The 17,698-nt window shown below is 52.4% G+C and carries 18 protein-coding genes and 2 pseudogenes; 18 read left to right on the top strand and 2 right to left on the bottom strand.

Annotation, left to right across the window (positions count from 1 at the left end; genetic code table 11):
* The first annotated feature begins 234 nt into the window (after positions 1-234).
* The 13 genes and pseudogenes from IB234_RS11735 to IB234_RS11795 all read left to right on the top strand — a co-directional run bounded on the left by IB234_RS11735 (position 235) and on the right by IB234_RS11795 (position 10,447).
* Positions 235-501 carry a hypothetical protein gene (locus IB234_RS11735; protein ID WP_192317664.1) on the top strand — a complete coding sequence of 89 codons (267 nt, stop codon included), beginning with the start codon at positions 235-237 and terminating at the stop codon, positions 499-501.
* 406 nt (positions 502-907) lie between these two features.
* The gene (locus IB234_RS11740) at positions 908-1,276 is read left to right on the top strand and encodes a hypothetical protein (protein WP_192317666.1); all 369 of its coding nucleotides are present in this window, start codon (positions 908-910) and stop codon (positions 1,274-1,276) included.
* A gap of 80 nt (positions 1,277-1,356) precedes the next feature.
* Positions 1,357-1,764, top strand: coding sequence for a hypothetical protein (locus tag IB234_RS11745; protein ID WP_192317668.1), 408 nt, complete (start codon positions 1,357-1,359; stop codon positions 1,762-1,764).
* Positions 1,765-1,842: 78 nt separating this feature from the next.
* A complete protein-coding gene (locus tag IB234_RS11750) occupies positions 1,843-2,112 on the top strand; it encodes a hypothetical protein (RefSeq protein ID WP_192317670.1) in 270 nt (89 codons plus the stop codon).
* A gap of 427 nt (positions 2,113-2,539) precedes the next feature.
* A complete protein-coding gene (locus IB234_RS11755) occupies positions 2,540-2,929 on the top strand; it encodes a hypothetical protein (protein WP_192317673.1) in 390 nt (129 codons plus the stop codon).
* A gap of 118 nt (positions 2,930-3,047) precedes the next feature.
* Positions 3,048-3,905, top strand: a complete 858-nt coding sequence (locus IB234_RS11760) for a hypothetical protein (RefSeq protein ID WP_192317675.1) — start codon at positions 3,048-3,050, stop codon at positions 3,903-3,905.
* A gap of 97 nt (positions 3,906-4,002) precedes the next feature.
* Positions 4,003-4,329 (top strand): hypothetical protein, encoded by a 327-nt coding sequence (locus IB234_RS11765; RefSeq protein WP_192317677.1) that lies wholly within the window; start codon positions 4,003-4,005, stop codon positions 4,327-4,329.
* Between the two features lie 330 nt (positions 4,330-4,659).
* Complete coding sequence (locus IB234_RS11770; protein WP_192317679.1) at positions 4,660-5,151, top strand: hypothetical protein; 492 nt, start codon at positions 4,660-4,662, stop codon at positions 5,149-5,151.
* A 59-nt stretch (positions 5,152-5,210) separates the two neighbouring features.
* Positions 5,211-5,558, top strand: coding sequence for a ribonuclease E inhibitor RraB (locus IB234_RS11775; RefSeq protein WP_192317681.1), 348 nt, complete (start codon positions 5,211-5,213; stop codon positions 5,556-5,558).
* An 87-nt stretch (positions 5,559-5,645) separates the two neighbouring features.
* Entirely contained in the window at positions 5,646-6,155 is a 510-nt protein-coding gene (locus IB234_RS11780; protein ID WP_192317683.1) for a hypothetical protein, read from the top strand.
* A 71-nt stretch (positions 6,156-6,226) separates the two neighbouring features.
* A complete protein-coding gene (locus IB234_RS11785; protein ID WP_192317685.1) occupies positions 6,227-6,544 on the top strand; it encodes an SMI1/KNR4 family protein in 318 nt (105 codons plus the stop codon).
* Positions 6,545-7,352: 808 nt separating this feature from the next.
* On the top strand, positions 7,353-8,870 hold the full coding sequence (locus IB234_RS11790) for a WD40/YVTN/BNR-like repeat-containing protein (protein WP_192317687.1): 1,518 nt from the start codon (positions 7,353-7,355) through the stop codon (positions 8,868-8,870).
* A 220-nt stretch (positions 8,871-9,090) separates the two neighbouring features.
* Positions 9,091-10,447 (top strand): annotated as a pseudogene (locus tag IB234_RS11795) (transposase).
* A 325-nt stretch (positions 10,448-10,772) separates the two neighbouring features.
* Here the strand turns inward: IB234_RS11795 and IB234_RS11800 are convergent.
* Positions 10,773-10,988: a hypothetical protein gene (locus IB234_RS11800; protein ID WP_192317689.1), complete on the bottom strand. Its 216-nt coding sequence runs from the start codon at positions 10,986-10,988 to the stop codon at positions 10,773-10,775.
* A 225-nt stretch (positions 10,989-11,213) separates the two neighbouring features.
* Between IB234_RS11800 and IB234_RS23945 the strand changes: the two are divergent.
* The 5 genes and pseudogenes from IB234_RS23945 to IB234_RS11825 form a co-directional block, all read left to right on the top strand.
* Positions 11,214-11,567 (top strand): annotated as a pseudogene (locus tag IB234_RS23945) (RHS repeat-associated core domain-containing protein); the annotation flags it as partial.
* A 407-nt stretch (positions 11,568-11,974) separates the two neighbouring features.
* Positions 11,975-12,322: a hypothetical protein gene (locus IB234_RS11810; RefSeq protein ID WP_192317693.1), complete on the top strand. Its 348-nt coding sequence runs from the start codon at positions 11,975-11,977 to the stop codon at positions 12,320-12,322.
* Positions 12,323-12,892: 570 nt separating this feature from the next.
* Positions 12,893-13,396 (top strand): sigma-70 family RNA polymerase sigma factor, encoded by a 504-nt coding sequence (locus tag IB234_RS11815; RefSeq protein ID WP_412547909.1) that lies wholly within the window; start codon positions 12,893-12,895, stop codon positions 13,394-13,396.
* The gene (locus tag IB234_RS11820) at positions 13,396-14,358 is read left to right on the top strand and encodes a FecR domain-containing protein (protein WP_192317696.1); all 963 of its coding nucleotides are present in this window, start codon (positions 13,396-13,398) and stop codon (positions 14,356-14,358) included. The genes IB234_RS11815 and IB234_RS11820 overlap by 1 nt, the downstream gene beginning before the upstream one ends.
* Before the next feature lie 81 nt (positions 14,359-14,439).
* Entirely contained in the window at positions 14,440-16,857 is a 2,418-nt protein-coding gene (locus tag IB234_RS11825; protein WP_225580473.1) for a TonB-dependent siderophore receptor, read from the top strand.
* 313 nt (positions 16,858-17,170) lie between these two features.
* On the opposite strand, the gene IB234_RS11830 is transcribed toward IB234_RS11825, so the two are convergent.
* Positions 17,171-17,683 carry a hypothetical protein gene (locus tag IB234_RS11830; protein ID WP_192317698.1) on the bottom strand — a complete coding sequence of 171 codons (513 nt, stop codon included), beginning with the start codon at positions 17,681-17,683 and terminating at the stop codon, positions 17,171-17,173.
* Positions 17,684-17,698 lie beyond the last annotated feature (15 nt).

Genomic DNA, 17,698 nt, shown 5'->3' on the forward strand with positions numbered 1-17,698 from the left:
GTAGAGCAGTGGCTTGCCTATGCCTGGCGCCATACGGCCTTGTAGGCGCTGGGCTTGTCTGTCAGCCTGGAGGTAGTAATATTTCGCTGCAGCGGTGGTTTCCTACACTGTCGCTGATCTGCACGTCCCTTGTTAATTTTCATGGAGTTAGACTTATGCGTGGAGCGTTATGCGACACATGCGGCGGAAAATGCTACGCCACTTCTGTCGTCTACTTATAGTTAGGTGAAAGTCATGAACAACGCTCATGATCATCCCGCGTACCAAGAAGGAAGGAAACGTTATTTTTCAAACAAAGGAAAGTATGAAAACCCTTATCCTCCTGGTTCTCTAGAACATGATATTTTTGAGCGCGGCTGGTCTCAAGCTTTAAAGAGAACCCCGGAGATAACAATCCGAGAAGCCAAGAAAACCCAAACACAAAAAATGCATGAAGAAGCAGCAAAAGAACTAAAGCGAAACAAGGCAAAAGAGGCTTATTTAAAGAGCAAGGGTGATTGACCAACTCACCTAACAAATGGTTCAAGTCGTTCGCTTCGCTCACTCGGGGCTGCGTTCCGCAGCCCCTTAACCAAACGTTAGGCGCAAGGGCAATATTGGGTTTCAGCGCCGAGCCAGGAAACACAATCACCGCACCGCCGCGGTGTCCCTGAATCGAATGGTCGCCTGACAATAGAGGCCGTTATTTGTGCTCAGCAAAGGAGTTGCTTTCAGAGAATGCGCACATCACAAATAACCTTCCGGGCCAAAACCGACGCGCCGTGCGCTCCAGTCGGTGAGCTCCGCGCTGGCCTCGCTTGCCACGTACGGCTGGGCAATCTAACAATTGGCTCAAGTCGTTCGCTTCGCTCACTCGGGACGTCCGCAAGCGGCCGCCCCTTAGCCAAACGTTAGGGGGAGCGAGGCCATGGATTGGGGCTACTTTCTCTTCACTGCCGAACAAGCCTTTCCCAGTTGCATCGTTATGATTGCTCCGGTTCCATTTCTAGCATTCAATGCTCTGCCTGGTCGCAGGCTGATGGCTTGCTTACCAAATCTCTTCGCTCTTGTGGCGTTCAGCCTCGCTTGCTGTTTGTCGGCCACTCCAGGCGTTGAGAAGTGGCAGCTAGCTGATTACGTACCTATTGTAGGTTTGACTTTGACTACGGTCCTACTGGTTCCTTCGGTACTTGCGCTTCGGCGCAAATGGTTCGCCGTCGTTCATATCGTAACAATGGCCAGTGCAGCTCTTACTTTCTTTTTGGCTGGCATGGCGATCGCCCATGATTGGCTATAGTCTGCCCCCTAACAATTCATTCAAGCCGACGCCGCTTCGCGGCACGGCTTAACTCAAGCGTTAGGCATCACGGAGAACATATGTCGCCTATTGAGTTTTACCTTCCAGGAACCTATGAAAACCCGTTAACACCCAGTGGTCGTGGGCGAACCATCGCAGCTTTTTACCTAGCACAAGGAGATGCCGACACTTTGTCCAAAGGGGAAATGCGCCGTGACATACTCAATAAATTAATGAGCCCATCAGCCGTTAGTTATTGGCTTAATAGCCAAGGCTGGTTAGAGAAGACCCGTAAGGTCGGGAAAGTACAACTTGTAAGGCTTACATCCAAAGGCATAGTAACTTGCAAAAACAGCGTTAATGGTGGCGCAGATGTCTCGACTACAGAAGAGCTCGTTACTCAATGGCGTAGCAAATTGAAAAATGGTTCACCTTCATTTAGTAAAATGTCATTCGACCCTTTGCCTACTACCACGTCAGAAGCCTAACAAATGGCTCAAATCGTTCGCTACGCTCACTGGGACGGGCTAAAGCCCGCCCCTTAACCAAACGTTAGGCAGCTAAAAATGGCCAAGCGTAAACGTCAGAAGCTCTTTCGAATCGAAGGAAAGCCAGAAAAGCTAAACGCTCAAGGAAGCTGCCGACGCTGCAGCCGCCTGGGCGAGCTATATGGTGCAATCACGAACCAAGGCTATCTACACATCTGTAGTGGCTGCATGGCTGTTGGTATCAGTGAGGGAAAGAACGATCCGCTGCCAGCACATGGTAAAAACAAAGCAAATGACTTAATGACATATTGCGTGGCTGGTTCATTTGGAGGAGGGAAAAAGAAATGATTTCTCCACATACTGTTTCGCTGCCTAACAAAGCGCTCACTTCGTTCGCTGGGACGGCGTTCCGCCGCCCCTTAGCTTAATCGTTAGGTATTATTAATTTTTAAACTCGGTGCAACACATGGAAGTTTGTTTAGCCGCCGCACATTCAGCATTTTCTTCGCAACTTCTTCGCGGCTTGCAAACTCGCCGTGATCATCGTGCAGGCTCCCGCCTAGTTGCCGCCCTGGCTGGCGCTCAATCGCCGTGCACAGGTGTTTTCCTGCTTGGTTGTTCGCACTTGAATCTCCGCAGCGGCTCGGTCATGGTGCCGCAATCAGCAACGTGTCGGCTCAGGCATCTCTGCCTAACAACTGGTTCAAGGCCGTTCACTTTGCTAACTCGGGACCGGCTAAAGCCGGCCCTTTAACCAAACGTTAGGCGAGGAACCATGGACATACTGACAGTAATAATATTTGTCGCAGGAATGGCCGCCGGTTTTTATACCGGCTCATCAATGGCACGCAAAAATCTGATTGCAGAGTACGCCGACTTCATTCGATTAAATATCAAGGAACATACTCACTTCCACAGAGTATTTGGCGTCAGAGGCTTTTTTCTGAACGAAATGGAAAATGAGTTTGTGGCACCTCTTGCAATAATTCCCTCGAAAGAGCTACTCACCTCATCAGCCAAAAGAGAGCTCGGGCCAGAGGCTACAGAGCAAGAAATTAAAGCCAAAGCAGAAGAAATGATTCAACTCTACCTTAAAGAAGCAAAAGGCCTGTCGGAGAAAGAAATAGCAGCAATAGAAATTCTAAAAAAGAACGGGGTCATTTAGCATGCACTCAAACATGCACAAATGACAAAAGCCTAACAATTGTCTCAAGTCGTTCGCTTCGCTCATTCTGAACCGGCTAAAGCCGGCCCCTTAACCAAACGTTAGGCTCTGACACTAAATGCCCCAGACATCCGCACTGTATGGTTTCGAATTTACCAGATGTTTTTCAGCGGCAGGCCTTCTATTTCAGCCAGTCGAATCTGACCACACCGCTGCGAAGAAACTAGCACGCACCCTTAACGCGCACAAGCTCACTGGAACTGTGTCGGGGCCAGAACTTACCAAGGAAATGCTATTTCAACTTGAATGTGTGTTGTCGTTTATCGAGCATCTTGATGTTCTAGCATCTGAGCCTGAAAACGCTGAAGATGCCGCTGATAACCCAAGGAACTACTTTGAATCAGAGCTCATCGTGAGGCCACGCAACAACGGTGGAGGAGCCGTACTTGGTTCAGATGCCTTCAATCCATGGCGAAACTCACGCCAGCTATTTATAGAGCTCGCATTGAATCATTTGGCTGACGAGCAGTTCTGCCAGAGTACGCGCTTCAAATCCCTCCTATTTAAGTGCGTCGAAACATTTAGGCAACGACAGCCATTTCTAGAGATCTCATATTTTCTCTTGATTTCCGGGCTTGAGGCATTCGCACGGGCAACCCAGAACGATTATCAGAGTAAAAATGCAGCCGTACCAATAACTAAAACGCTTCAAAATTATGGCTTTGCCATTCATCAAGACAACCCGAAAGATCTGGCTCGTTCAGTTTCAACCTATCTACACATTCGGAATGCTCTGTTCCATCAAGGTGATTTTTCGAAAACAGTTCAAATAAACAATGACACGGTAACTTTAAACTGCACTGAATATCTGTTTAGTCTTTCAATGCTGGTGTCGCTTGCAATTATGAAGGCTATTGGCTTTGATGACGGACATACAAATTGGGACTGCTGGATTGATCGCCAGCTACACAAGTAGAGCGCGGTGATACCTAACAACTGGTTTAAATCGTTCGCTTCGCTCACTGGGGCGGGCTAAGGCCCGCCCCTTAACCAAATATTATGTGTAAATCTGCATGAACACGTCAAAGACAAAAATTCTTGCACTCATTACGATGCTTGTCGGTTCCAACCTTTGGTGGGCGTACCGGACGCTTGACAATGGCGTCACACTCACATACATCGAAGACTCTTTGGAACACACAGCGCGCGGTTTTAACCAAGCAATTGCAATTATTCCACTTGTTGCACAGCAGGCAAGCCAGCAAGAAATTGTCAATGCGGCTAAAACCGCCTCAGAACTCGACATTGAGCCTTTTGAAAAAGAGGGCTATCTCTGGGTTGGCGAACTGGGACTTAAGTTTGATGCTGCTGGGAAATTTGTCGCGGTTGTAACGCAGTGAAAACACATAACAATCCACAGCAAACGCAGACTTCGGCTCCAGGGGCTGCCCAAAGCGTAGCTTTTTGACGGTCCCTGTACGCTGCGTTAGGCGCTAAGAGCAAAAGTCACGGTCGATGTCCGTGCAAGGAAGCAAAGCTACCGCATCACGGCGCTCTTGAATCGAGTGGTCCCCTAGCAGTAAATACCGTTAGTGGTGTTCAGCAAAGGAGTTGCTTTCAAAGAATGTGCACATCACAAATAACCTACGGGGCCAAAGCCGACACGCCCTGTGCTTCATCACTCGGGGCCGGCTAGAGTCGGCCCTTTGGCAAAACGTTAGGAGGCTGTGATGGCGGTTTCTCCGAATCAAATATCTCTCTCTTCTGTCGAAAAAATAGTTGGCGCTATTTTTGAAAAGGGAAATCCGATTGTTGTAGAGGCATACTCTGCTTTTGATAAGGATATTCGATACTTCCAAGGGCAAGAAGATGTCATTAACTATGCCCGCGAAGAATTGGCAAAGAAAAATGGAATTGTTAGCTTAGCCATTTACTTTCCTGAATTCGGCGGCGAGCTAAAAATACGAAAAATCGATTTGGTTCCAGAGAAATGCGGCGGCGCAACATTTCGTTTCAGTAGTGAGGGATGGGGCTTAATTCACGTTAGTCTTTCTGTTGGAGCTCCTGCAAGCATGGCTTCATTTGTTTCTGCAAACTCAGAAAAAAGAGCATTAGCATGGGAGTCAAAATACCCTGATCTTGGACCGGTTAGTGCTTGGGATTGGCCCCAGGTTTCAAAGTGTCTTCGGAGGCTTAGAAGTGCTCTACGTCGAGCCTCTTAGCAATTTCATCAAACGAATCTGACAAAACGGGCCGCTTATGTCCGATGTTAGGAGAGCTTATGTCTGTTATCGATAAGATTATGAATTCAGCAGAAGCTGATATAGACGCTCTCCATGCCCTAGACAGGCAAGGAGATAGATTTTCTATCGCCAGACCGGTGGACTTTCTTCTTAGATCTGAATCGCAAGAGAAAGCAGCTTTGGTAGCAGGGTTCATCAATGACTATCAGTTTGGCGCTGCAAAGGCCAATGAGGACGAAAGTGGCCATAGCGTACAGGTCATCATAAATATGCCGGTAGAGCAAAACGTGATCCTCTCCGTTTCCGGCTTTATGCAGTGCATTGCCGAGCTATATGGCTTGGAGTACGACGGCTGGGGTTGTATTGCGCAAACGGCGCCTAACTAGTGGTTCAAGTCGTTCACTTCACTCACTTGGGATCGACTCAAGCCGGTCACTTAACCAAGCGTTTAGGCCCCAAAGAGAAAATCACATATGCTGAGTCTAGATAGTCCACGTTGGAGCGAGTTGCAGCATGCATACGGCACCGCTTCGGATACCCCCGACCTCTTGCGGCAACTTCAATCGCTACCTGATGCTATTGGCCAGAGCGAGCCTTGGTTCACTCTCTGGAGCTCCTTGGCACATCAGGGAGACGTTTACCCGGCTACCTTTGCCGCTGTGCCTCATGTTGTTCGGGCTTTGACCGCTGCGCCGGTGTCGGCTCATTCCACATATTTTCAATTTCCAGCATGGGTCGAGATCTGCCGGCAGAATCAGGGTACCGTTATTCCTCCAGACCTAGAGTCGGCCTACTTTTCGGCATTGGCCGAATTACCCGGCCTGGTTTCTGCTGCTGCGGCACGCCCCTGGGATGCCGATTTCTTAGCCTGTGCTCTGTCGGCGATTGCTGCCGCAAAAGGGAGCGCCAAAGTTGCTGAGGCGGCCATGGAGCTCACCCCTGAGAACGCGGGAGAGTTTCTGCAGTGGCTCTCGGAGCAGTAGAGTGGGGGCCTAATAATTCATTCAAGCCGAGGCCGTTTTGCAGTTCGGCTTAATTCTGACGTTAGGTGAATATGGAAATTAGCATTCCGCCTGAGTACCTGGAGTTTATTGCCCTACACGGCGCCGTAGAATCCTTTACAGAGGGCGAGCCCGGCTATGTTGCGCTCTGGCTTCCGCAGGATGTTGCTGGAAATAATAAGGACATACAGATTGCAGAGCTTGCTCCCGGTTACCTTGCTTTTGCAGGTGACGGAGGCGGAGAAATACTGGCTTTCAACTCAAAGGGCGAGGTGTTCATGCTACCGCTCATAGGCATGGAAGCTCGGTACGCACAAAAAATTGCGAACAACTGGAGTGAGTTTTCCGAGTCCATCGAGTTACCCAGCTAGCTAGTAGTTCAAGTGGCTCGCTTCGCTCACTTGGGACCGGATAGAACCGGCCCCTTAACCAAACGCTAGAGGCTTTACATGAATGCGACGTGGTTTATTGACCTTTGGGATGATGGCCCGCCAATCGACGTGGTCGCTGATGCTCGGTTTCTCTCCAGTGCTGAGGGTGGCAAGACATGCCCAGTGGCACTAAGTACCGCCCTAATCACAACCTTGGTTCGCCTAACGATCATGCCTTCTACGTAGGCCAGATTCAGTTACTTCCTTGGTATGAGGTTGCACTTGGTGAAAGTCGCGGGGTTGCGATCGGCTTCCTGAACACCGATGGCCCGTTTGTGCAGAGCGAGGGACGGTCAACCAGGCCTGCCACAGACATTCCGAAAACTGTACAAGCTTTGGCAATACTTCGAGAGCAATCGCCAGAGAAAGCAGCTACCCAGATCATCAGTAATTTGCGTGATTTAGTGTCCAGCTAGTACTCCAGGTGCGAATGGCTTTCAAGGTGTTTTCAGGTCAGTGAGCGGGGATGCTGGCTTCACTCCGAATGGCATGGGTTGTCCCTGATTGCGTGGACCGGTTGAATCTACAGCCGGAAGCTGTCTGTGGCGAAAAGGTCGAAGCAATGCTCACTGAAACCAGCCTACCGGATGGGGCAGCAACTCATCGATATGCGTCCTCGCCATCATTCCCAACATAGCGCTCGAACGCTTGCTCCCTGTTGAATATTCAATGACTTCATGCGCAGACATTTTATATCCGCCCAGCTACTATCGCGCGCGCAGGGAATTCGTTTATTGGGAGGGATGCCATGCGTTTACCGTTGGTGATGTCTGCTGTTCTGCTGATGCTGTTGTCGGGTTGCGCTCATGTGGAAATGCGCACCGCCGAAATCGAGTCGCCCACCGATGGCGCGGTAATTGTTCGGGTGTTGCCCAACATGGCCAGCGCCAGCCAGTTCTTCAAAAACTGGAACAGTATCGTTGTCGAGCGCCTGCCCAGAGGCGCCGAGTCGAGCAAACAGTTTGCCCTTACGCCTACCTTGGACTCCACCTCCAGAACCGCTATCTACGCCGCTTCCCTGCCACCAGGCACCTATCGATTCGTAGAGTTTTCCGCGCAGCAGTGCGGGTACATGTGTATTAGCTCGCTGGTAACCGTGAATCCAAACTTCAGTCGCTTTGAAGTACAGAGCAGGCAGCTGACAGATCTCGGTGAACTCATTCAGTTAGGCTTTGGCAACAAGGTGCTGTTTGCCCACCAGCGTGAACCGGACGCAGGCATTTCCGCCGAACTCATCGAACATGCCTTGCCCAGTTTAAAACCGCTGCTTGCCGAGCCAGTCTTGTCGTGGACCAGCGAGAGCGTGCCGGAAAAAATGGACTCAGCCTTCGAATTGGCGAAAGAAATGAGCTATGGATTTGTATCGGTAAAAGATACAGATCAAGGCGACTTCGTGTACGGCAGTGCGAACGGCGTGGTGTTCAGCTGGTATCCCGGTTTGAAGCCGATCGCTCATGACATCAACAGTCGGGTGTCGGTGGAGTCTGTGCTGGTTACGCCATCGGGAAGCTGGTTGGCTGGAGGTGAATTGGGGGTGATCCGGCAATCTGACGATTTCGGAGCGACATGGCGGTCTATCCGCGGCAACCTGCCATTCGGCGTTGTGGTGGACCTCAGCTATTGGAACAAACAGGTGATTGCCACCACGCTACATGGCAACGACGTGCAGGTGTCCGCAGCGCCTGAAGGCAGCGACAGCTGGAACCCGCTGGCCCATTACAAGATGGACATCTCGTTGTTCTGGGACATCCCCGGCGTACGTGCGCAGTCCTATCTCGTTCAGAACACGCTCGTTACCACCTTGCCCGGCCGCAAGGTGGCCGTAATGGATTTGCTCAGCGGCAAATCAGACATCCGCGAGCTTCCCGGCTCCATCCAGATGTTCTCCGTATCAAAAGACCGCGTGTTGCGCTGCCGGTGTGCCGCGAGCATTGCGGTCAACCCCTACGAGAGTCATGACATGGGTAAAACCTGGCAAGACTCCACCAACTCGCGCTTCATGCTGATGCCCACCTTTCGCGACGAGAAAAACGGCATCGCCTTCCAGGGCGGTTTCTTCTCCCCCAGCCGCATGGCCTACACCGCCGACGGGGGCAACACCTGGATCGAAACCACCGAAGCGCCGATATTTTTCAACCAGTTGTTCTATAGCCGAGACGGTAAAACAGCGTACGCCGGCTCGGCTGAGGGCGCGTTCTGGACGTCTACTGACGATGGTAGAAGTTGGCACCGGGTGACTAGGAAGACTCCAGATCCGGCCAATTGAATGTGCTCCAGAGGTGGGCAGACGTAATACACAAATCGCGGCCGCGCCGCGATTACAGTGTCCTGTGCGCAACGAAACGTTGCCGGTCTATTGCTACCTCTGACTGATTGACGATGTTCACGATAGGCAACTATCGGCCTATTCCGTTGAAAAACTCGGTTGAGTGAGCTGGCCGGAGCTGGTTCACTAAACCTCCATCAGCACAGTGGAGTTCTCCACGATGATGGGACGTCAGCAAGCCGCTCAGGCCCCTCTGTTCTACACGTTCAATCTGGACGATCACGTCCCCGCCAATCATCTGTTATGTGGCATCGATCAGTTCCGACCTGAGCGAATTGCATCAGCACCTGGCTCCACATTACAGCCACACAGGCCGGCCCTCGATTGATCCAGCCCTGATCATTCGCATGCTGATCGTGGGCTACTGCTTTGGCATTAGCTCGGAGCGACGCCTGTGTGAAGAGGTGCATTTGAATCTGGCTTATCGCTGGTTCTGCCGCCTTGGCCTGGAAGATCCAGTGCCCGATCACTCAACCTTCTCGAAGAACCGTCATGGACGCTTCCGTGACAACGATACGTTGCGCTTCGTATTCGAGAAGGTGCTGGCGCGCTGCATCAGCGAACGTCTGGTCGGCGGAGAAGGCTTCGCCGTCGATGCAGTGTGATCAAGGCCGATGCCAATCGGCAGCGTGGAGTTCCGGGCTCCGAGGCAGACTGGTCGCGCACTTCGATCAGTCATCCAGTTCGTGAATATCTGGATGCTCTCGATGACGCGGACCCAGAGCGCAAAGCCCCGAAGAATATTTCTCTGACCGATCCAGGTTCCCAGTGGACAGCAGCTCCTGGAGGCCCAGCGTTCTACGCCTACTCGACCAACTATCTGATCGATATCGAAGCCGGCGTCATCGTCGATGTGGAGGCCACCCGAGCGATCCGGATCGAGGAAGTTAACTCGACCAAGACCATGATCGAGCGTGTCGAAAAGCGCTTTGGTCTCAAGCCCGAGCGACCGATTGGCGATACCGCCTACGGCACCGGCGAGATGCTTGGCTGGATGGTTGAGGAAAAGGCCATCGAGCCGCATGTGCCGGTTTGGGATAAGAGCCAGCGCCAGGACGACACGCTGAGTCGCTGGGACTTCGAGTGGGATGCGCAAGCCAACGAGTACCGCTGCCCCAACGGAAAGTCTCTCTGCACAACCGGGCGAGCTACTGCCGCTGGCACGCTGATTTATCGCAGTAGCCTTTACGACTGCCAGGGTTGTGAGCTGAAGTCCCGTTGCTGCCCCAAATACACCGACTAGGAAAATCACCCGCCATCTCAACGAGGCAGCCCGAGATGCGGCACGCCAGGTCGCTACAACGCCGGAGTATCTTCAGTCGCGCAAGGATCGCAAGAAAGTGGAAATGCTGTTCGCCCACCTCAAGCGCATCCTGCGCCTAGACCGGCTTCGACTTCGTGGCCTGAGTGGTGCGCAGGATGAGTTTTTGCTGGCCGCCACTGCCCAGAATTTGAGGCGAATGGCCCTGTGGCTGATGCCGAAGATGCCAAAAGGGGTAAATGGCCTGGCGGTTTGATCGAAACAGGGGCTTTCGCCGTCAGAAACCCAGGTCGATATTCCGAAAGATCACTGCTCGCCCGGAGCGGCCTGGTGCCTGACCGACCACCAATCAGTTACGAGGCGAGTTTTTCAACGGAATAGGCCAAAAGCGGTAATCGAGCAACTAAAAAGCTGAAGAGACGTTGCTCTAAACTGAGAAATAGCCGCTTATCACGATTGGCGATCAAGCGAAACTGCTCTTGGCCAAACGTGTTGAAGATGGTGCGATAGAGGAAGAGGTAATGCTCTAATGCTGAAAGCCCGCACAAGGCGGGCCTTTTGTGTTAACACGGATTAAATCTTCAATCCATAAATTCCGGAGGTTTCAACTCAGGATACTGGGCATGTATCTGATCAAGTATATCGAAGGTCAGCGCAGATATGTGCGCTGCCGGCTTAAAGTAATTACTAGTTTCTTCTGGAGAGCATTCATCTCTCACGATGGCGCAGGTTTTCGACAGCTCCTTTAAAAAGGTCAGCATCAGATCATTTATTAGTGTGGCTGTTTCGATTTTCATCAGATTTTGCATCCGTAGTCGTCAGGATTGCGCATGCAGTGGCGCCCCCCCTGTAGCGGTCTGTGCCGGGCAGTGCCTTCTCCGAGCATACCTTTCTGCAGTTCTGTGCCGTTCGAGAGTTCCCGGAGGCGCCCAGGTCGGCAATCGGGTCTCTATCTGCATCAGGATTTGGGAAGGGTCCCCATGGCCGGTTGGACCAGTTGGGAGTATGTTCGGTCCTTGACCTACGGCGCAAATGGCAACCTGAGTGGTCGCACCACCTTCTATCTGCACGCGGATCACCTGAACAGTCCTCGACTTGCCACCAACCAAAGTGGCCAGGAAGTGTGGTGCTGGAAGTCTGATGCCTTCGGTGATGGGGTCGCAACAGTTGTTGCCGGCAGCGGCCTCGATGTCATCAGCCTGCGCTTCCCCGGGCAGTACTACGACTTTGAGAGCGGCCTGCACTACAACTACTTCCGCGATTACGACCCGCAGACCGGGCGCTACGTTGAGAGTGATCCTATTGGGTTGGCGGGCGGACTGAACACATTCGGTTACGTCGAGGGGAGCCCGATGGTATACATAGACCCTACGGGCGAGACCGCACTCGCGGAAGTGGTAACGGTTTGGCTGATTGCGATAACAGTAATTGCCATCGTAAACAGCCTAAATCAGCCCAACTCTGAAAATGGCCCAGATAGCCACGGGGTCATACCTCCTTGGTACTCTAATCCCCCAGAGTCGACAACAACTATCCCACTGTTGAGCTAGCCAAAAAAATCGTATAGATATCAACGCTGCACATTGGAAGAAACAAACCAATGTAGAGAGTACAGCGCCAGTACAGGAAGAGAGATGGAGTCGTGCCAAAGAGTATCCAAGAGGGGGCTGGAGTTAAAGGCGAACAGGCGATAACCGAAATAGGTGCATTAGCCGGGGGTAACGTTAGCTGCTCCTGTGTAGACAATAAAGATTACTGTCCAGTGGGCAAGGGTTCTTAGAGCATGAACAAACAAGATCTATCAATTGAGGGCGTATATTTCTTGGTCACATATCTTGATAGGGAATTACTAGTGCCAAAGATAGATACATGCATGTATCTGGGAATGGATATACTTCAAGTCGATGGCTCGTACTACTTTCAGGATGCAGAAACCTACCACGATAATGGTAAGTGGCTGCCAGGTCTGGATACTCTGGAATTCAAGATTCTCTGCATGAAAGAGGACTTCTTGGAGAACGTCTTTGATTATTCTGGCCTTCAACGTCAAATTGAATTAATAAAAAAGGCGGGGCAAAATATTACGAATAACATCACTGCTCTTCAGTGGAGGCTACCGAGAGCGCTGTGAGAATAAGTGCGAGCTTCTCGTAATTGTACTCAGTAGGGTGAGGTGCCAGTGTGAGTCAGAAATTTTATACGGCATAACAGCATAGCTTATGTGCACCGAATGGCCATAGCGGTGAAGCATCCAAATTACTGATGTGATAACAGCGTGTCTATGGAGTGACTTTGTCCAGTATAGGCCCCTCATGAGTGACCGCTTCTGGCCGATTCTGTTGAAAAGTCGGTTTCTGAGAGAGCTGCTTTTCGGTAGCTCAGAAATCGCCCGATTTCGGCGTTGCTACGTAAAATCCAAGACAACTCCGTCTTCTGAACGAACCAGATTTCAACGTCGCTAACGCTCTTTCATTAGCAAAAAAACCGACAAGGCTTTTTCAACGGAATCGGCCGGTAACGGGCATTGTCTAACTAATATCTGTCATTCCTCTCGGCCCTAGATCGTCCATCCGTAGCTCGACACTCGGCTGATTTGGTAGAGGTGTTGTGCCCAACGGCTAGTCTCACAGTGGCGAGAGGCCATTGAACTACATGGCGCCCAAGACGATAATGAGATGGACTATCATTAGCGCGGTGTTCCGTGTCAGATCATCATCCCATCAACGCTTCTTTCACCCAGCTCTACGGTGCCAATTATCGATGGCTCAGGGCTTGGCTCTATCGCCGGCTGCAGTGCCCGCATGATGCTGCTGATTTGGCGCAGGATACATTCGTCCGTGTAATGAGGGCGCCGCAACAGGTGGTGGTAGATGAGCCTCGGGCGTTTCTCGCCACCATCGCCAGACGCTTGCTTAGTAATCTTTTCCGTAGGCGAGTGCTGGAAAGGGCATACCTGGAGGAGCTGGCGCAGATGACAAATATCTGCGCGCCTTCAGAAGAGGAAATCGCACTCGTGCATGAGGCGCTGGTGCAGATCGATCTCATGCTCCACGGGCTGCCGCAACGTGTCCGCCACGTTTTCATCCTCAGTCGCCTCGACGGCCTACCGCAGCCCCAGATCGCGAAACATATGGGTGTTTCTCTCGCCACCGTGGAACGAGACCTGCGCCGTGCTTTCATGCACTGCTTAAGTGTTTCTACGTAATGAATAGCGGCGTTCCCGATCAGGTAACCCAGGAGGCTATCGACTGGCTGCTGCGACTGGAGCAGGTGCCCACTACCGATCCGGCCCATCATGAGTTTGAGCAATGGTGGCAACGCTCTGCCGAACACCAGGCTGCCTGGGTTCGAGTGAGCACCCTGGTCGACTCCGCACTCACCAACCTCCAGGCTGTGCCCGGTCAAGTTCAGATTGCTAGCCGTGCATTGCGCTCTTTGCCAAACCCCTCGCGCCGACAGTTGCTTGGCAAAGGCATGGCGGTATTGTTGGTTGGCACCGGAGCAGCGAGCCTAATCAACCGAATGACTCCACTGTCAGGGATGCGTGCTGATGTACATACCGCCACGGGCGAGCGTAAAACCCTGGTGCTGGCAGATGGGAGCCGATTGAGCCTGAATGCCCGCAGCGCAGCCGATATCCACTTCGATGCGCAATACCGCCTAATCGAACTTCGGTTAGGCGAGTTGCAGGTGGAGGTGGCTGATGACCCAACTCGCCCGTTAATCGTCGCCACGACCGAAGGGCTCGTACGATCGCTTGGCACGCAATTCATGGTCCGACAGGAAGACGGCCGAAGCTTGGTCTCGGTCCAACAGCACAGCGTATTCTTGACCACGAGAAAGGGTACAACTCAGCGGATAGATGCGGGCGAAGCATTCCGCTTTGACATGAGCCACAGCATGGAAGTAGCACCGTCTCTGGCCACACGTACGGACTGGATGCATGGACGCATTGAAGTGCGTAACGAGCCACTGGGTCACCTCATAGACGCGCTGCGTCCCTACCGCAGTGGCCTGCTGCGTATCAGCCCGAAAGCCTCGGAAATTCGTGTTTTCGGCACTTTCCTGGTGGACGATATTGAGCGAACTCTGTCTTTGCTCAGCGAAACACTCCCCATCCGGATCAATTCTCACGGTCCTTGGTTAACCCAGATCGATGTGAGGTAGGGACGATTTTGGCCTGACAGTGAGGGGGTTCGGCGTCTCGGGTGTCCTGACTATGAAAGACAACCCTAACGAGCCCCTTCTATGCCACTCCCATCGATCCGCCTTGGTCTATTGGCTGCTGCAATTGCGCTTAGCAGTCTTACCCCGTACGCCGCTGCACAGAACGTCCATGCCAGCCAGTCATTCGACATTCCTGCGGCACCACTGGGTGAAACCCTGAGCCGTATTGCCCGGGAAACCGGTAACGTGCTGTCGATCTCCCCAGCCTTGATCGAAGGCAAGAGCGCCCAACCGGTGTCTGGGCACATGACCGCACAACAAGCCATGGAGCAAGCGCTGCGGGGAACTGGGCTACGCCTCGAAGTTTCCGCGAGTGGTAACTGGAATCTAGTGACAGCAAGCACGGAGAGCGGGCAACTAGAGCTGCCAACTACGTCGATCGTGGGTATGCAGACCAGTGCGCCAACATTTTCCGTGGGCACTAAGGTTCCTCTGCGTCTACGTGAGGTACCGCAGACGATCAACGTCATCGGCCAGGAGCGAATCCAGAAGCAAAATCTCTACACCCTTGAGGACGCACTCGGGAAAGTAGGCGGCGTGACCGTGCAACGCATCGATGCGAGCCGATTGAGCTTCTTCTCTCGCGGATTCGAGATTACCTCGCTGCAACTCGACGGCACCCCAACCACCATGGACAACCGCGTCTTCCTTTCGCCTGACATGTCTATGTATGAAAGTGCCGAGGTTGTTAAAGGCCCGGCCGGAAGTTTGAATGGCGCTGGCGGCCCTGGGGGTAGTATCAACCTGATCCGCAAACGCCCTATGTCCACAGCTGCAGTATCGGCAGAGGTCAGTGCTGGTAGCGAAGACACCTATCGCGGCATGGTCGATGTCACTGGGCCGCTCAACGCTAACGGCAACATTCGCGGGCGCATGGTACTGAGCGAGCGTCAGCAGGGCTTCTATTACGATGGCAGCGGAAAACGCGAGTCTTCACAGGTCTACGGCATCGTCGATATCGACCTGACTCCTGATACCGTCTGGACAATCGGAGCGGCCCACCAAGACACCCATATCCGCGGTGCACAACGCTCGCTACCGGCGTTTCGTTATGTCAATGCCGAAGGTGAGGCGGCGATGTCGTTGCCAAATGTCTCGCGCAAGAACTTCTACGGCGAAGATTGGAATCGCGACTACTTCTGGAGTACCAGTGTATTCACCGAACTGGAACATCACTTTGGTGATGGCTGGACGAGCAAACTGGCAGTGCGTCATGCAGACAATAATTATGATCTGACCCAAGCCTACGCCCGCAATGGTGGCGGCATTGATCCTGCAGACAACCTAGTTTCTATGAACTCGATCATGTTCGACTATCGAGAGAGGCAGGACGAAGTCGACGCCTATGTCGATGGTCCGTTCCGCTTGCTCGACCGCGAACACAAACTGTTGGTTGGCACCAACTACTCACATTCCGAGTTCTCCTCCAACGGCGGCTATTTCTCCAGCTTTCTGGGTGATGTCGATCTTCACGATCCGCGGCCGGACTTCCCGTACCCCTCATTCCCTGAGGCCGACCGGCTACCTACCAATGTCGCCAACAGCCGGGCTAAAGCTATTTACGGCAATTTACGCCTGAGCCTGGCCGACCCATTGACCCTGGTTCTGGGGGGGCGAGTCACTTGGCTGGACATGCACCGAAGCCAGCACCAGCCAGAAGCCGGCTCACCTTCTGAGAAAGCCAGTGATACGGTCAACCGAAAGTTCACGCCGTTCTATGGCCTGATCTATGAGGTTGACGATACTTGGTCCTTGTATGGCAACTATGCCGGCGTGTTCCAGCCACAGGCCGTCAGCAACCTAGACATCGACAATCGTATTATCAAGCCCTTGGAGGGTAAGCAGCACGAGCTGGGTATCAAGGGCGAATTCCTCGACGGCGCGGTAAACGCTACGCTGGCTGCGTTCCAAATCGAAGAGGAGAATCGGGCAATCCCTGATTTGAACGATCCGAACTCGCGGGCTGTGACTGCGGGCGGTAAAGCACGCAGCAGAGGGTTCGAAGCTGAAGTAAGCGGTCAGATGACCGAGGATTGGTTCCTCAGCGCCAATTTCACTCATACTTACAAGCGCTACGACAGCCCGAACGAGCAAGTGCAAACCTATTTGCCGAAGAACATGCTGCGCGTGTGGACGCTCTACAAGTTGCCGGGAGTACTGGAAAACTGGAACGTTCAAGCAGGGGTGAGCGCCGTCAGCGAGAACTACAACAAGCTCAACGTACCTTCGATTGACATGAACGGTACCAAGTTGCGCCAAAGCGGATATGCCTTGTACGACGTGGGTGTTGGCTATCAAATTACCGAAGAGCTGTCAGCCGATCTGCTGGGTACCAACCTAGGTAACAAAAAGTACTTCCAGCGCATCAATACATTCCAGGATGGCAACATCTACGGCGATCCGCGGGCGGTATCACTGACGCTACGTGCAAAGTTCTAACAAACTATGAATCGTTAGCCGCCGAGCAGAGCTAGCCTCTTTTGGGCTAAGAGCACACCTTGCACAACCGCTTGCTCTTGCTCGAAAGAGGATGCCTCTAGGGGCCGCTTCTGGCCGGCAGCTGCCTCTCGTGGACAATAGCCACCGGTTAGAAGAGAAACCGGATGTGCAATAGTTGAATAAGCATATGCGGTAGTTGCTCCACTACCATGGGGATTCTGCACGACAGCTTACGTACAAACCTTCGCTGCCATAGAGTGTTGAGATATGAGCAAAAAAAGAAGCTCAGAATACTGAGCCTCTTTGGTGGTGGCTACTTGATCACGCCGTTGTAGATTACTGTAGCCGCGCCATCTTTCTTGATCGTTAGCTTGTTCCCTTCTGCAAGGCTATCTAGGGCCTCTGCACAGCCATCGATTCCGGTTGCCCCATCGACATACTCATTCTTCGTATCGAAACTAATGGCGTAGGTAGTCGCTGGGCAGCTTCGGCCGTTTTCGCCAGTAGATACGATAAGCACGTATCTATCCGGTCCAAACGAGTAAACCTTGTTTATTACAATGTACCCCATCAGATCAGGGTGGTCGGTCACAGCCTCCATGAGATTCATTGTTCCACTGCGTGCCTGATAGCCAAGAAGGTTCGTTGTATCCAGGCGAATAATAGAGAATGGTCCTGCCTCGTTGCCCGAGACGAATATCGGTACATATGAAGTCATTGGCGCGGCTGGGGCCTCGATCTTGCCAGGCTCTTTGGGTGTGTTTTCTTGGTTGCAACCCGCTAGTAATATTAATATGCAGGCGGTAATGGATAGTAGCTTTTTCATTGGGGATGGCTCTGG

Origin of the sequence: Pseudomonas sp. PDM16 (genome assembly GCF_014851865.1) — a bacterium.
Lineage (GTDB): Bacteria > Pseudomonadota > Gammaproteobacteria > Pseudomonadales > Pseudomonadaceae > Aquipseudomonas.

Bases quoted from the DNA above. Each gene is read 5' to 3' on its own strand.
- IB234_RS11735 (WP_192317664.1), top strand. From the start codon at position 235: ATGAACAACGCTCATGATCATCCCGCGTACCAAGAAGGAAGGAAACGT.
- IB234_RS11740 (WP_192317666.1), top strand. From the start codon at position 908: ATGGATTGGGGCTACTTTCTCTTCACTGCCGAACAAGCCTTTCCCAGT.
- IB234_RS11745 (WP_192317668.1), top strand. From the start codon at position 1,357: ATGTCGCCTATTGAGTTTTACCTTCCAGGAACCTATGAAAACCCGTTA.
- IB234_RS11750 (WP_192317670.1), top strand. From the start codon at position 1,843: ATGGCCAAGCGTAAACGTCAGAAGCTCTTTCGAATCGAAGGAAAGCCA.
- IB234_RS11755 (WP_192317673.1), top strand. From the start codon at position 2,540: ATGGACATACTGACAGTAATAATATTTGTCGCAGGAATGGCCGCCGGT.
- IB234_RS11760 (WP_192317675.1), top strand. From the start codon at position 3,048: ATGCCCCAGACATCCGCACTGTATGGTTTCGAATTTACCAGATGTTTT.
- IB234_RS11765 (WP_192317677.1), top strand. From the start codon at position 4,003: ATGAACACGTCAAAGACAAAAATTCTTGCACTCATTACGATGCTTGTC.
- IB234_RS11770 (WP_192317679.1), top strand. From the start codon at position 4,660: ATGGCGGTTTCTCCGAATCAAATATCTCTCTCTTCTGTCGAAAAAATA.
- IB234_RS11775 (WP_192317681.1), top strand. From the start codon at position 5,211: ATGTCTGTTATCGATAAGATTATGAATTCAGCAGAAGCTGATATAGAC.
- IB234_RS11780 (WP_192317683.1), top strand. From the start codon at position 5,646: ATGCTGAGTCTAGATAGTCCACGTTGGAGCGAGTTGCAGCATGCATAC.
- IB234_RS11785 (WP_192317685.1), top strand. From the start codon at position 6,227: ATGGAAATTAGCATTCCGCCTGAGTACCTGGAGTTTATTGCCCTACAC.
- IB234_RS11790 (WP_192317687.1), top strand. From the start codon at position 7,353: ATGCGTTTACCGTTGGTGATGTCTGCTGTTCTGCTGATGCTGTTGTCG.
- IB234_RS11800 (WP_192317689.1), bottom strand. From the start codon at position 10,988: ATGAAAATCGAAACAGCCACACTAATAAATGATCTGATGCTGACCTTT.
- IB234_RS11810 (WP_192317693.1), top strand. From the start codon at position 11,975: ATGAACAAACAAGATCTATCAATTGAGGGCGTATATTTCTTGGTCACA.
- IB234_RS11820 (WP_192317696.1), top strand. From the start codon at position 13,396: ATGAATAGCGGCGTTCCCGATCAGGTAACCCAGGAGGCTATCGACTGG.
- IB234_RS11825 (WP_225580473.1), top strand. From the start codon at position 14,440: ATGCCACTCCCATCGATCCGCCTTGGTCTATTGGCTGCTGCAATTGCG.
- IB234_RS11830 (WP_192317698.1), bottom strand. From the start codon at position 17,683: ATGAAAAAGCTACTATCCATTACCGCCTGCATATTAATATTACTAGCG.